A 14,837-nucleotide genomic window follows, 5' to 3' on the forward strand; every position below is an offset into this window, starting at 1 on the left:
AATAAAAAACAGTCAAAAAAAAATTTATGGCAGATAAATTCGATTATTTGCCCGTAACAACTTGATTCAATTAGGTCTGAACAGTAAAATGCCCTCGCTGTCGTAATTTTGACACCAAAAGTCCCCTTAGTTAAATGGATATAACGAGCCCCTCCTAAGGGCTAGTTGCAGGTTCGATTCCTGCAGGGGACACCATGCCGAAGTCTACCTGACTCAATAAAAATCCTTTCTAATCAATTAAATCTCTTTATATCCTTCTTTTAAAGCTTTCCGCAAGCTTGATGTATTTACCTTTTCATCCTCACACCAAAATAGCTTTTTAGATTGATGACAACCCAATTTTTGCGTTTGTATTCAAATGGCCGTGGCTGTTTTGCAATATCCCTTTTTTACTGCGGTCGTAATAATGCCCGATGTCACACATTTCTTTCAAAGACCATTAAAAACGATGATTTTTCATAGGGTTCATCAATTCCTTTTCATAAAGTAATTTCCTATTTCAAAATCAGGGTCCCTACACAATAAACGAGTAAATATTCTTATGAATCACTCTGTAACAACTTGAAATAAAGTGTTACAAAAAGGTTTTATTGACACAGAAAAATCATAACAATAAGAAAATAAAGCCATTAGATGTTGATATGATTGGTTTTTCAAATTACAAAACTAAGATAACTCAAAAAAATACATTAATTTGCACTCACACTTATTGATAAGAAAAGTTGATTTATTCATTTAGTGAAGATATAAATAAAATAACTACATAAGTTAAATATATCAAATTCAATTGTAACCATTTAACAATAACCAAGAAATATACCTGTTAAAATTCAAGGAAATTCACTCATGTCAGATAGCTTTCAAAATGAAGTCCCTAAAGCGCGGGTTAATATTAAATTAGATCTGCACACGGGGGGGGCTCAGAAAAAAGTCGAGTTACCCCTGAAGCTGTTAGCGGTTGGTGATTATAGTCATGGGCAAGATGATCGTGCGCTATCTGAACGTGAAAAAGTAAATATCAATAAAAATAACTTTGACAGCGTCCTCAATGAATTCTCACCGTCAGTCAATCTAACGGTTAAAAACACCTTAGCAGGGGATGGAAGTGAAGAAAGTATCGCATTAACGTTTAAAAACATGGCGGACTTTGAACCCGAGCAAGTGGCTCGTCAAATCCCACAACTGCGCGCAATGTTAGCCATGCGTAATCTGTTACGCGACCTAAAATCTAATCTCCTCGATAACGCCACATTTCGCCGTGAATTGGAAAATATCCTTAAGGATCCAACACTCAGTGATGAACTGCGCGAAGAGCTAGCCCAACTTGCACCGAAGAAAGATTAATTTGGATTACTAAAGGATTATGCTGATGTCTGTAAAAACTGAATCAACCCAAGGTGCAACGACTGTACTTGATGATGCGTCTAATCATGGTGTTTATGCTTCTTTATTTGAAAAAATTAATTTAACCCCTGTTGCTACAATCAGTGATATTAATGAATTCCAAGATAATGCTGCACTAGCGGATGCAACTGCGGATGAACGGGTCACGGTTGCTGTTCAAGTCTTTTTAGACCGTTTAAAATCATCCGGTCAAAAAGTGGAACGTTTAGACCGCAACTTACTTGATCATCATATTGCTGAACTTGATAAGCAAATTAGTCAACAACTTGACGAAGTGATGCACCATCAAGACTTCCAAAAAGTTGAATCTACTTGGCGTGGTTTAAAATTCCTCGTTGATCGCACTGATTTTCGTCAAAACGTCAAAATTGAGCTACTGGATATCGCCAAAGATGACCTACGCCAAGATTTCGAAGATAGCCCGGAAATTATCCAAAGTGGCCTTTACCACCATACCTACATTGCGGAATATGACACTCCAGGTGGTGAGCCTATTGCAGCGATGATTTCTAACTATGAATTTGATCGCAGCCCTCAAGATATCGCCTTATTACGTAGTATCTCTAAAGTCTCCGCATCTGCCCATATGCCATTTATTGGCTCTGTTGGACCAAAATTCTTTGGCAAAGAAACCATGGAAGAAGTGGCTGCAATCAAAGATATTGGTAACTACTTTGACCGTGCTGAATACATCAAATGGAAAGCCTTCCGTGACTCGGATGATGCCCGTTATATTGGTTTAACCATGCCGCGTGTATTGGGTCGCCTACCTTATGGTCCAGATACTGTACCTGTTCGTAGCTTCAATTACGTCGAAGAAGTAAAAGGGCCAGATCACGAGAAATATTTGTGGACGAATGCCACATTTGCCTTTGCTGCCAATATGGTAAAAAGCTTTATCAATAATGGCTGGTGTGTGCAAATTCGTGGCCCGCAGGCAGGTGGCGCAGTGAAAGATTTACCTATTCATTTATTTGATTTAGGAACAGGTAGTCAGGTCAAAATCCCATCTGAGGTGATGATCCCAGAAACCCGCGAGTTTGAGTTTGCGAACCTTGGTTTTATCCCGCTGTCTTACTACAAAAACCGTGATTACTCCTGTTTCTTTTCTGCCAACTCAGCCCAGAAACCAGCACTGTATGACACCGCTGACGCAACTGCAAACAGCCGTATCAACGCCCGCTTACCGTATATTTTCTTACTGTCTCGTATCGCCCATTACTTGAAGCTTATTCAACGCGAAAACATTGGTACCACCAAAGATAGACGCCTCCTTGAATTAGAACTCAACAACTGGGTGCGTGGTTTAGTGACTGAAATGACTGATCCGGGGGATGATTTACAAGCCTCTCATCCTTTACGCGATGCAAAAGTGGTTGTCGAAGATATTGAAGATAACCCTGGCTTCTTCCGCGTGAAACTGTATGCCGTCCCACACTTCCAAGTCGAAGGTATGGATGTTGATTTATCGTTAGTTTCACAAATGCCTAAAGCCAAAGCCTAACGGTTCATAAAGGTCATTCAGGATGAAAATCTACCGTCCCCTATGGACAGACGGGGCCTTTTTGGCCCCTCAACAATTTCAACAACAAGCCCGTTGGGACAGCCATGTCGCTGAAGTCGTTGCTCAAATGGGCATTGCCTCAACGTGGGGGGTGATTAGCGCGGAATTTGATGCCAGTGCTTTAACCTTATCTCGCGTTAGCGCACAAAAAATGGTTGTGCGTTTCCATGATGGCACACTTATTGATACCACTCTAGCTGATGCGCTTCCTCCGGTGTTATCCCTTGCAGACTACGCAGACCGCCAGTCGTTAGACATCGTTTTAGCATTACCTTTAATGCTAGCAAATGGTGGCAACTTAGCCTCTGAAGCGGGTACCGATCGCCCTCGTCGATTTAGTCAAGAGTGGGTTAAAGTTCAAGATCTGCTCGGACATGAGGAAACGGATATTGCCGTATTGCGTCATGTGGCAACGCTACGTTTTGCCCATGATGAGAATGAAGCCTATATGACCTGTCCGGTTGCACGGCTTATCCGCAACGCTCAAGGGATGTGGGAATTCGACAACCGTTTTATTCCCCCCTTGCTTGCTTGTCAGGGTAGCCTTGAATTACGTTCATTACTCTCGGAGTTTATGCATAGATTAGTAGCTAAACGCCGCCGTTTAATGGCGCTACGTCGCGAAAGTAATGAAAAAATGGCCGACTTTGTGGTTGCTGATGTCTCATTATTTTGGCTATTGAACTCACTAAACAGCGCTGAACCCGTACTCAATGAACTCGGGTCTGCATTACATCGTCATCCTGAATTACTCTACCGAGAACTTGCTCGTTTAGCAGGGAGCTTATTAACCTTCTCTTTAGAACATAAATTGGAAGATATACCACTATACAAACATGAGCAGCCTGAGCAGGTTTTTCCACCGCTTTTTTCTTTATTAAATACGCTACTTGAAGCCAGCTTACCTTCGCGTGTTATCAGTATTGAATTAGTAAAAGAAGGTCCATTCTGGAAAGGTCAACTCCATGACGGTCGATTACGTGAAGAAGCCGATTTTTACTTATCGGTTCGCTCATCATTACCGGCTCACTTATTAATCGCTCAATTTCCACTCCTTTGCAAAGCGGGTAGTAGTGATGATGTGGCTGACGTCGTTAATGTGGCACTCAATGGTATTCCATTGAAACCGCTCAGTCATGTCCCAACGGCGGTTCCTCTTCGCTTAGAAAATCAATATTTTGCGCTAGATATTGAAACACCTGCGGGTCAAGCCATGCTCTCTTCTGGGCAGTGTGCGTTCTATGTTCCAAGCACGTTAGGTGACATTCAATTAGAGCTGTTTGCGGTACTTCGCTCATGAACAATACAACATCGCACCATACTATCGACATGATCTTCGCTCAAACTTGGCTGATGGTTTGCCAATTACATCAAGGCACTGCCATCACTCAAGGGGATAGTTTTTATCGTCGTGTTTGCCAACTCATTGATGAAACACGCCAAAAATTACTCGAACATGGCTACCCTGAATCCGCCATTGAACATATGCAATATGCCCAATGTGCGCTAATTGATGAAAGCGTGATGAATCGCCAGCACCAAGATGATGGGTACAACACTTGGATCCAATCTCCTTTGCAAGCCCGCTACTTCAATACATTAGAAGCGGGAGACAAACTTTGGGATCGCCTACGCAGCATTTTAAACGAAACCGCCCCGAATCCTGACGTTTTGCTCTGTTTTCATCGTGTGCTTACCCTCGGGTTTGTCGGTAAGTTTCGTCAAAAAGAAGCGCCAGAACGTGAGCGGATCATCGCTCAACTCAATGTTCAACTTCCGGACTATCTGGTCACTTCAGAATTACCTCTCGTCGTAAAACCTAAATTACGGTTTAGCCGTCGCAGACTTTACTGGTTTGGTTGGATAGGCGGCATTCTCATACTCGTCGCCATGTGGTGGGGGTTCAGTGCTTCGCTAGAACATTTACTACAACAGTGGATGACACAAGGATAGGCATGCAAAATCCAATCAAACCGTGTCTGACGCTTTTTGCTACGGGACTTTTCTTGTGGCTACTTTGGGGGTTTTGGTCTCTAGGGCAAAGTGTCTCCATTTTTGTTTCCGTCTTCGTCTTAGTACTGACGGGTGGAATGTTGTTTTGGCAATATAAACAACGACGCCAAGTATTATCCACTGAACATGATTATACAGGTGCATTTCCGGCTGATAATTATCAGGGGCCTGTCATTTTAGTTTGTGGTCAATCTCAAGCGCTATTTCTGGATGCCCAATTACACAGAGAAACAAATCAAGGTTGGTATATTCGTGTATCCGCGCCCACTGAGCTCGTTAAATTGATTGCCGCATTGGTGGAATATGCCCCATCGCTATCTGGGCACTTATCCTTACTATACGTTGTATTACCCGAGCAACTGACCCAACAAGAAACTCTAACACAAGCGCTACTCAATTGGCGTCGAGCTATTGGGGAAGGTCGTCAAAAAATCGGTGCTAAATTGCCATTTTGGGTAACGGTATACCTTTCTAAACCTCATTACGCTGATACCGCTATGCATGTTGATGATGAACATACCCCTTGGATGACGTTACTCAGCCACCAAACTGAATTTCAGGTGGAGCAAGAAGGTACAATGTCAGTCCCTTACTCTGTGTGGCTACCCACGCATATCGGTCAGTCAGAACAAAGCCTGCAATTTTCTCTATGGCTAGATACCTTACAAAGCTGGCTAAACCAAGTTTTAGTTCCTCAATTCATACTACCTCAAGCTGGAGCACCGAAACAAATCCCTTCAGCATGGGCTATTCAGTGGATTGATATCACTAGCCAACCAAACAATTTATGGCAGCAATTTATTCAAGAAAAAACCATGCTGCCTCTATATTCATCAATTCAAACTACTGATTTGCTACCTTTGCCCGATGTAATGTTGCGTCGCTTACACCATGATATTAGCTTAAGCCGTACAGAAAGAACCCTCGGCGCTATCGGAATTATTTTTGGTGTTTTTTTAATAGGCACATTAATCGGAAGTTACTACCATAATCAGCAACTCATTCGTCATATTGGTGAAGATATTGCGCGTTTTTCGCAACTGTCAGATACACCACTTGCACCAAAACAGACTGCTTACCAGCAACTGCAAGATGATGCAGCTCAATTAGCGCGCTGGGAACGCGAAGGAGTCCCAACCTCTCATTCTTTAGCGTTATATCAGGGAGCGAGAATATTACCCTACTTGCACACACTATTAAGTGGTTGGGCGCCCTCACCGCCTCCTGCGCCTATCATTGTTCAAAATGCCCCCGAAATAGTCAGCCTTGACAGCTTATCGCTATTCGATGTGGGACAATCGTCGCTAAAAGCAGGTGCCACCAAGGTTTTGGTCGACGCCTTACTCAATATTAAAGCGAAACCCGGTTGGTTGATTGTCGTCTCAGGCTATACCGATAACACCGGAAACCCAGCACTCAACCAAACACTATCCCTGAAACGCGCCGAATCGGTCAGAGATTGGATGATAAAGACCAGTGATATCAGTCCAGCCTGTTTTGCCGTTCGAGGAGATGGCCAGAATAACCCTGTTGCCGATAATCAAACCGCTGAAGGCCGAGCGAAGAATCGGCGCGTTGAAATACGACTCATCCCTCAGGCAGATGCTTGCCAAGAGACAGATAATCAAACCGTGTCACCGATGGACGATGACACACATTCGACCCGAAAGGAGAAGTAACAATGGCTATTCCTGTTTATTTATGGCTAAAAGATGACGGCGGCGCAGATATCAAGGGCTCTGTTAATGTACAAGACCGTGAAGGCAGTATTGAAGTGGTCGCACAAGACCATAACCTGTACATCCCAACCGATAACAATACCGGTAAGTTAACGGGTACACGTATTCATACCCCGTTTATTTTCGTGAAAGAAATTGATGCATCAAGCCCTTATTTGTACAAAGCGGTAACGACTGGCCAAACCTTGAAAGAAGCCGAATTCAAATGGTACCGCATTGATGATGCAGGACAAGAAGTCGAATATTTCAATACCAAGCTCGAAAACGTCAAAGTGGTCAAAGTCGCGCCAAAAATGCACGACATTAAAGACCCTAATAAAGAGAAGCACAACCATCTCGAAGAGATTGAGCTGCGCTATGAAAAAATCACTTGGACATACAAAGACGGCAACATCATTCATTCCGACTCGTGGAATGAGCGTGCTACCGCTTAATTAAGACAAGCAGGCGTTTCGGCGTCTGCTTTTTTGTACGTATTCGTACGCCGATGACACACAACACACAATTTATCTTGATACCTAATGAACCTCGGTTAACGGTTAGGGGCGGTAGCGTTCCTTGCTGTCTCTAACCATTTCCCCCCAATACAAGAGAGAGAATATGGACAATTCATCCGTGATGCTATTACGTCGCCTAAACCCTTACTGTGCCAGCGCATTAGAAGCGGCAGCTTCACTTTGCCAGACACGGGCGCATGCGGAAATTACCATTGAACATTGGTTGCTCAAATTATTGGAAATGGGGGAAAGCGATATCACGGTGTTAGCTCGCCGCTATGAGTGGGATATGTCAGCCCTTTGGCAGAGCTTATTGGCTAAAATCGATAGCTTACCGCGCTCTATCCATAGCCGCCCCTCCCTCTCAAAATCACTCCTAAACTTAATTCAAAACGCTTGGGTGATAGCCTCATTGGATGAAGATATCGAGCACATTCGCAGCGTCCATATTCTTGCGGCGATTGTGAAGCAACCCTCTTTAGTTCCGAACGACGCCCTTTGGCCATTAATGACCTTAAGCATCACACAATTACAACGCTTAAGACCGATGCTTGATGCGCAATCCGATGAGCGCCCTGAAGTGCAGCAACTTGCGGTACATAATCAATCTTTACCGGCAGAAGCGCCACTTGAAACGCAATCAACAAACGAAACTCCAGCACCGAATGTCATCGGTAACACACTGAACGATGCCTTACTGGCAGTGCTGAATAAATTTACGGTGGACGTCACCGATAAAGCGCGCGAAGGTGGGATTGACCCTGTGTTTGGCCGTGATGATGAAATTCGCCAAATGGTGGATATCCTCTCCCGTCGCCGCAAAAACAACCCAATTCTCGTCGGTGAACCGGGTGTCGGGAAAACGGCGTTAGTGGAAGGCTTAGCCTTACGTATTGTTGAAGGCAATGTGCCTGTCAGCCTGCAAACCACATCATTACGCACATTAGATTTAGGGCTACTGCAAGCGGGAGCTGGCGTAAAAGGCGAATTTGAACAGCGCTTAAAAAACGTGATTGAAGCCGTACAACAATCCCCAACACCAATTTTACTATTTATCGATGAAGCCCATACCATTATTGGTGCAGGCAACCAAGCCGGTGGCGCAGATGCCGCTAACTTACTCAAACCCGCTCTGGCCCGTGGTGAATTACGCACGATTGCCGCAACTACTTGGTCTGAATATAAGCAATATTTCGAGCGTGACGCCGCTTTAGAACGCCGCTTCCAAGTGGTCAAAGTCGATGAACCTGATGATGAAAAAGCCTGTTTAATGCTGCGTGGATTAAAACCTCGCTATGCCAAATATCACGGTGTTCACATTACCGATGATGCGGTCAAAGCCGCTGTCACCTTATCTCGCCGTTACTTAACCGGTCGCCAACTCCCCGATAAAGCTGTGGATTTACTTGATACCGCCAGCGCTCGTATCCGCATGAGCCTCGATACACTCCCTGAAGAACTGACACGTTTAAAAGCCAAGCGCACTGCATTAGAACTTGAACAGCAAGCGATCCTTGATGATTTGGTGATTGGCAACACCACCAACCAACCCCTCCTGAGCGAATTAGTCACTCAAGACGCCCAAATCGCCCTACAACTGACTGAGCGAGAACAGCGTTTTGAACAAGAAAAAAACCTTATCAGCGAGCTCTTAGAGCAGCGTCGACAATCCCAAGATGTCAGCGATATCCAATCACAGTTAGAACTCGTACAACAAAATGAACCGCTGATCACTCCGGATGTGGATGTCAGAACGGTGGCCACTGTCATCGCTGATTGGACAGGCGTGCCCTTATCCAGCCTATTAAAAGATGAACAAACCGAGCTACTTGAGTTAGAAGAGTCGCTAGGTAAACGCGTAGTCGGTCAAGAAAGCCCATTATTGGCGCTTGGACAACGGTTACGTGCGGCGCGTACAGGACTCGCTTCAGAAAATGGCCCGCAAGGGGTGTTTTTACTGGTTGGCCCAAGTGGTGTAGGGAAAACCGAAACTGCCTTAGCCTTGGCAGATGTCCTGTTTGGCGGAGAAAAATCCTTAATTACCATCAACATGTCTGAGTATCAAGAAGCCCATACCGTCAGCCAATTAAAAGGCTCGCCTCCAGGTTATGTGGGTTACGGTCAAGGCGGGATTTTAACGGAAGCTGTTCGCAAGCGTCCTTATAGCGTCGTATTACTCGATGAAGTGGAAAAAGCCCACCGTGATGTACTTAACCTGTTTTATCAAGTATTTGACCGTGGTTTCATGCGCGATGGCGAAGGCCGTGAAATTGATTTTCGCAATACCGTGATCTTAATGACAGCCAACTTGGGCAGTGACTTGATCATGCAACAACTCGAAGAATTCCCTGAGTCGACCGACGGCGAGTTACAAGAACTGCTGCGTCCAACCTTGCGTGACCACTTCCAACCTGCATTACTTGCCCGCTTCCAAACCCTAATTTATCGCCCATTAGGCCCTGTGGCACTGCGCCAAATTGTTGAAATGAAACTGGGTAGCGTCATTAAGCGTCTCTACACCCACTACAAGCTTGAGGGTATTATCGAAGAAGCGCTGTATGACACCCTCGTGAGCGCCTGTTTATTACCTGACACCGGCGCCCGTAATATAGACAGCCTACTTAACCAACAAATTTTGCCAGTACTTAGCCAACAATTACTCATGCGCCAAGCCAACCACCAGCAAGCACAAAGCCTGACGTTAGGGTATAGCGAAGAAGACGGGATCACCCTGAGTTTCAGTGATATTGAGGATATAAATCCATGAGCCTACTCGATACAGCCAAAAACCTCCTTCAAGGTCAAAACCGCTATCGCCTTGAAGTGCAAGGCTGCTCAGACCTACTGGACGTTGAACATTTTACCGGGCGTGAAGCCGCTAGCGAACCCTATCGCTACCAGATTACGTTTACCTGTTCCGCTCAAGATCTTTCTGCTCAACAATTACTGCGTCGTAATGCTAGCCTGACCTTTTCGGCACCGATGAATAACTTAATGGGACTCGCCACTCAGCCGAGCGTTGCCAAACGTGTGCATGGCGTGGTGACGGATTTCCGTCGTCTCTCTGGCTCTGCAGATGAAGCCCGCTACCAGTTAGTTATCGAGCCTTTTTTTGCGCTACTGCGCCATCAAATTCGCAGCCATCGTTTCTTTATCAACCAATCTGTGCCGCAAGTAGTTGAACAAATTTTACGCGAACACAATTTCAAAGGCTGGGAGTTCGAGTTTCATCTCGAAAAAGCGTACCCAAAACGCGAACAAATCAACCAAATTAACGAAAGCGACCGCCAATTTATTGAGCGCTTACTCAGTGAAGTGGGGATTTTTTATCGCTTTGGTTTACAAGATGATACCCAAACCGAGGTGCTCCACTTTACTGACAGCCAACGTGGCTATGTGTATGACAAAACGCTGCCATTAAATAGCCCATCTGGGCTGAGCGATAACCATGCCGACAGTGTTTGGGGATTATCTTTACGTCATCAAGTAGTTGAAAGCACTGTTTTTGCCAAAGACTATAACCACCGACTGGCGGAAGATACGTTAATCTCCGCCGTCGCCGACATGACACGCGGTGATGGGGAAAAAATCAATTACGGCGATGTTTATCACTATAAAGGCCGCCACCTCACCCGTGGAGATAAAATTCGCCCTGAAACTGAAACCGCTAACTTCTGGGCAAGACTCGATCACGAGCGCTTTTTAGCGAGACAAACCTTGCTACGCGGGCAAAGTAGCGCGGCAGACCTGACGCCATTATTGGTATTAAATATTCAAGATAACCCACTCATTTCGACCTTACCGGCCGTCTTTAAATCACCGATTTTAATTACGCGATTACGCTTTACCGCCAGCCGAGATAAAGCGCTGACCGTCCGTTTCGACGCCGTGCCTTATACGGAATCACTGTGCTGGCGTCCTGCACTCAAACCGCGCCCTGTCATTGCCGGAACATTAATGGCACGCGTCACCAGCGCAAAAGACCACGATATTTATGCCCACCAAAATGAACATGGGTTTTATTGGGTCAAATTCGATGCAGACCGTGATGATAAAACCAAGGGTTATGAAAGTATGCCCGTACGTTTGGCGAAACCCTACGCCGGCGATACGTATGGGATGCATTTCCCGCTAATTCAAGGGACTGAAGTCGCTATCGCCTTCCATGAAGGTGACCCAGACCGTCCTTACATTGCTCATGCACTCCATGACTCTCGCCACCCCGACCACGTGACGGATAAAAATAACACCCGTAATGTGATCCGCACGCCTGCAAATAACAAACTGCGCATGGAGGATAAACGCGGGCAAGAGCATATTAAGCTCAGCACTGAGTATGGCGGAAAAACCCAGTTAAACCTGGGGCATTTGGTGAACGCCGAGCGCGAACAACGCGGTGACGGTTTTGAGCTGCGCACCGACAGCTGGGGCGCTATTCGGGCAGGTAAAGGGTTGTTTATTACCACCGATAAGCAGGATAAAGCCGGTGGGGATGTGCTGGCGATGGAAGAGGCGGTAGCACAGTTAAAACAAGCACAGCAGTTAACGGAATCTCTCAAAGAAGCCGCTAACGTTGCAAAAGCTGAGCTGGCTGATTTACAAACACAGAAAGAATTCCTGTCTGAAACACTCAATGAACTTCAGCAATCCGCTCTGCTGGTTTCCTCACCCGAAGGAATTGCACAGACCACCCCCAAAAGCATTCAAACCTCGGCTGGTGAAAATATCATCAGTACTGCCCGTAAAAATGCAGATTTTAGTATTGCCAAAAAGTTCACCGTGGCTGCTGGCGAAATTATCAGCCTATTTGCACAAAAGCTCGGGATCAAAATCTTTGCCAATCAAGGCAAAATCGCGATTGAGGCTCAACATGATGAAATGTCATTAGATGCATTAAAAGATTTAAGCATCAGTAGTCATGATGGCAAAGTCATCATCAAGGCTAAAAAGGAAATTATTTTAACCAGTGGTGGTGGCTATATTCGCATTGCAGAGGGCACGGTGGAATGTGCCGCACCCGATAAAATTATCGAGCGTGGGGCTGTCTGGCAAAAATTTGGTGGGCAAAGTATCAATGAAACGATGCCGTCATGGGAAAGTTCTGAGTTCGCTGTTCAATCTAAAGTTGTTCCCTATATCCCTAATGAAGTTTCTCAAAATTCGTATTCAATTGATATTCTAGCCAATGAAATAAAAGAAAGTAAAACCACCGACACCTCTGGGAAAATCCCCCCACAAGATAGCTTAGGGCTGGATAATGCTTTAATTGAGCTAAATAAAAATAAATAGCAAGTCTTACCCTATTGAATACGTGATAATTTAAAAGGAATAAAGATGAATAACAATTCTGATAATGCCTCACCAGTAGGTGAATGTCAGCATATTTCCTACCATTTACCCAAATGGAAGGAAAATGGCAAAGTTATTTGGGATGATGTCACTGCACAACATAAATCTCTTAATGCAGAATCTCACTGCATTAAACCACCAACCAAAGTAATTCCAGTCATTTTTATTCCTGGAATTATGGGAACTAATCTTAAAGATAACGATGGAGTTTCTGTTTGGCGAGCGGATAAGTATATGGGGATGGACACGCTCTACCTGACCAGTTTAGGTGGTAATGAAAGGCGGAAGATATTAAATGTAAATTCTACACGTGTTGATGACAGAGGTAAGTATATTCAGAGTGAAAATATCCCCTTTAGTGATGACGGTAACATGTTACCCAAAAGGCGCGAACGCGGGTGGGGAAAAGCCCTTTTTTTAAGTTATGGGACGTTTCTTGATGTGCTCCAAACCGCATTACTCGATGATTGGCAACACGATATCTTGAATATAGAGAGGAGCGATAAAAGCAAATCTTTTCAGAGCAAAGGTCCATCAAAAGGCATATTACGACATCTTGTGAATAACCCCATAGGGGGAACGCATGAAGCCTTATTGTCTGACGAAGAGTTAGCGCATTTTGAACATTTCTTATTTTCGGTGCATGTCTTCGGGTATAACTGGCTTGAAGATAACGCCATTTCTGCTGAAAATTTGGCGACCTATATTGATGAGGTTCTAGATACTTACAAATATAAACATGGATATGGTTTAGCCATTGAAAAAGTCATTATTTTAACCCATTCAATGGGCGGGTTAATTGCGCGTTATGCCATGAACCCACCAGAAGGGGCATTTCAAGGGTGCAAAGATAAAGTCTTAGGCGTTGTGCATGGTGTTATTCCGGATTTAGGCTCTCCTGCTGCGTATCGGCGAATGAAGGTCGGCGCGGCACAAGAAGGTATTGCAGGGGCTGTCTTAGGCTCTACCGCAAAGGAACTCATGTCTGTCCTTGCGTTTGCCCCTGCCCCACTCCAGCTTCTTCCTTACCCGAGATATCAATCCTCATGGCTCACTGTCGAAGGCAGTGGCCGTTATCCTTCTATCGTGGAGACTTCCACGGGAAAATTCGATTCGTTTGATGAAATTTATTTGCGCGAAGATGTGTGGTGGCGATTATACGAGCCAGATATCTTGGATAAAAAACAGATAGATATTGATGCTAATTGGGTAAAGTACGCGAAATTGATGGATACAAGTGTTCGGGAATTTATGGTTCATCAAGAAAAAGGTCAATACCATCCGAATACCTATGTTTTTTATGGCACAGAAATAAGCTCGGATAACACACTTGCGTGGTCGGTTGAAAAGGAAGTCCCCTTGAAGCCAAGTCCTAAGCGTCCTTTAATTTTTAATCCTGAAAATAACCAACGCATTGTCTTTTCTGGCGCGAATGAGTTGAACAATGCATTTGGTCTATGGGATAGCAGCGCATACAAATACACGCAATTTCGATTGGTTTCTTCTCAAGGTGCTGGCGATGGTACAGTTCCAGTTGAATCTCTGGTGGATATTATCAAGAGTCCATCAACCCAAAGTAGCTTGGCGACCAATGTAGACCATCAAAATGCTTATGCAGTAGACGGCCTTGGTGATATTAAAAATCGAAAAGCAATTCAATTTACGCTAAGAGCCATCGTGAAGATGGTGCAAGAGGTCGATATTCGTGCAGCAGATTAATCATCGTCAGCGAAGCATCATCGCGTTTATTGGGATAGTGATGTGTATTGGGGGGAGCTTGACAAAAACGCTCGCACAGACTGAATTGACCGACAAGGAAAATACCGTGATTGAGACCTTATTTGAAAAAACAAAACCGCAATGTATTGGGCGCTATGTAATCGATGTCCCTGAGTCTTTTAATAATCAACTTCGTAATAGTATCTTTATTGGTGATTTTAAAATTGAAAGTCAGTTTATCTACCCGCCATCGTTTAAACAACGCATTGAGTTACGTGAAGCAGAATTACGAGAATGGAAAACCAGTGCAGAAAATGCACCAATGCTGAAAGCGGTTATTCAACTTCCCAATGATAAAGGGGTTATTTTTGATAGAAATCTTCCGGGGAGAGATGATTTAAGTCGAATTTTAGAAGCTCATGTGTATGTTAACCACATCGCATTTATCATTACTGCGGACATATTAGATCTATCAGATACTAAATATGTAAACAGAAAAAAAACGTATGAAAAAGCCGGTTTTTCAGAATATCAAATGAACGAGAAGCCCGC

9 protein-coding genes, 1 tRNA gene and 1 pseudogene are annotated in these 14,837 nt (G+C 44.4%); all 11 read left to right on the forward strand.

What is annotated here, in order from left to right; all coding sequences use genetic code 11:
* The first annotated feature begins 120 nt into the window (after positions 1-120).
* Positions 121-195 (forward strand) — tRNA-Arg (locus PR767_RS09825).
* Positions 196-846: 651 nt separating this feature from the next.
* Positions 847-1,344, forward strand: a complete 498-nt coding sequence (gene tssB / locus PR767_RS09830) for a type VI secretion system contractile sheath small subunit (RefSeq protein ID WP_110732011.1) — start codon at positions 847-849, stop codon at positions 1,342-1,344.
* Positions 1,345-1,363: 19 nt separating this feature from the next.
* On the forward strand, positions 1,364-2,908 hold the full coding sequence (tssC, locus tag PR767_RS09835) for a type VI secretion system contractile sheath large subunit (protein ID WP_109911521.1): 1,545 nt from the start codon (positions 1,364-1,366) through the stop codon (positions 2,906-2,908).
* A 22-nt stretch (positions 2,909-2,930) separates the two neighbouring features.
* Positions 2,931-4,268 carry a type VI secretion system baseplate subunit TssK gene (gene tssK, locus PR767_RS09840; RefSeq protein WP_004912456.1) on the forward strand — a complete coding sequence of 446 codons (1,338 nt, stop codon included), beginning with the start codon at positions 2,931-2,933 and terminating at the stop codon, positions 4,266-4,268.
* Entirely contained in the window at positions 4,265-4,921 is a 657-nt protein-coding gene (tssL, locus tag PR767_RS09845) for a type VI secretion system protein TssL, short form (protein ID WP_272520235.1), read from the forward strand. The genes tssK and tssL overlap by 4 nt, the downstream gene beginning before the upstream one ends.
* Positions 4,922-4,923: 2 nt before the next feature.
* On the forward strand, positions 4,924-6,660 hold the full coding sequence (locus tag PR767_RS09850; RefSeq protein ID WP_272520236.1) for an OmpA family protein: 1,737 nt from the start codon (positions 4,924-4,926) through the stop codon (positions 6,658-6,660).
* A gap of 2 nt (positions 6,661-6,662) precedes the next feature.
* On the forward strand, positions 6,663-7,154 hold the full coding sequence (locus PR767_RS09855) for an Hcp family type VI secretion system effector (protein WP_004912469.1): 492 nt from the start codon (positions 6,663-6,665) through the stop codon (positions 7,152-7,154).
* Positions 7,155-7,320: 166 nt separating this feature from the next.
* The gene (tssH, locus tag PR767_RS09860) at positions 7,321-9,984 is read left to right on the forward strand and encodes a type VI secretion system ATPase TssH (RefSeq protein WP_272520237.1); all 2,664 of its coding nucleotides are present in this window, start codon (positions 7,321-7,323) and stop codon (positions 9,982-9,984) included.
* Positions 9,981-12,506, forward strand: coding sequence for a type VI secretion system Vgr family protein (locus tag PR767_RS09865; protein WP_272520238.1), 2,526 nt, complete (start codon positions 9,981-9,983; stop codon positions 12,504-12,506). The genes tssH and PR767_RS09865 overlap by 4 nt, the downstream gene beginning before the upstream one ends.
* A 45-nt stretch (positions 12,507-12,551) precedes the next feature.
* The gene (locus PR767_RS09870; protein WP_272520239.1) at positions 12,552-14,285 is read left to right on the forward strand and encodes an esterase/lipase family protein; all 1,734 of its coding nucleotides are present in this window, start codon (positions 12,552-12,554) and stop codon (positions 14,283-14,285) included.
* Positions 14,286-14,391: 106 nt separating this feature from the next.
* Positions 14,392-14,837 (forward strand): annotated as a pseudogene (locus PR767_RS09875) (T6SS immunity protein Tli4 family protein); the annotation flags it as partial.

It is taken from the genome of Providencia sp. PROV223, assembly GCF_028479245.1.
Taxonomy (GTDB): Bacteria; Pseudomonadota; Gammaproteobacteria; order Enterobacterales; family Enterobacteriaceae; genus Providencia; species Providencia rettgeri.

Coding starts and splice junctions, on each gene's coding strand:
- PR767_RS09870 (WP_272520239.1), top strand. CDS start 12,552: ATGAATAACAATTCTGATAATGCCTCACCAGTAGGTGAATGTCAGCAT.
- PR767_RS09855 (WP_004912469.1), top strand. CDS start 6,663: ATGGCTATTCCTGTTTATTTATGGCTAAAAGATGACGGCGGCGCAGAT.
- tssC (WP_109911521.1), top strand. CDS start 1,364: ATGCTGATGTCTGTAAAAACTGAATCAACCCAAGGTGCAACGACTGTA.
- PR767_RS09850 (WP_272520236.1), top strand. CDS start 4,924: ATGCAAAATCCAATCAAACCGTGTCTGACGCTTTTTGCTACGGGACTT.
- tssK (WP_004912456.1), top strand. CDS start 2,931: ATGAAAATCTACCGTCCCCTATGGACAGACGGGGCCTTTTTGGCCCCT.
- PR767_RS09865 (WP_272520238.1), top strand. CDS start 9,981: ATGAGCCTACTCGATACAGCCAAAAACCTCCTTCAAGGTCAAAACCGC.
- tssB (WP_110732011.1), top strand. CDS start 847: ATGTCAGATAGCTTTCAAAATGAAGTCCCTAAAGCGCGGGTTAATATT.
- tssL (WP_272520235.1), top strand. CDS start 4,265: ATGAACAATACAACATCGCACCATACTATCGACATGATCTTCGCTCAA.
- tssH (WP_272520237.1), top strand. CDS start 7,321: ATGGACAATTCATCCGTGATGCTATTACGTCGCCTAAACCCTTACTGT.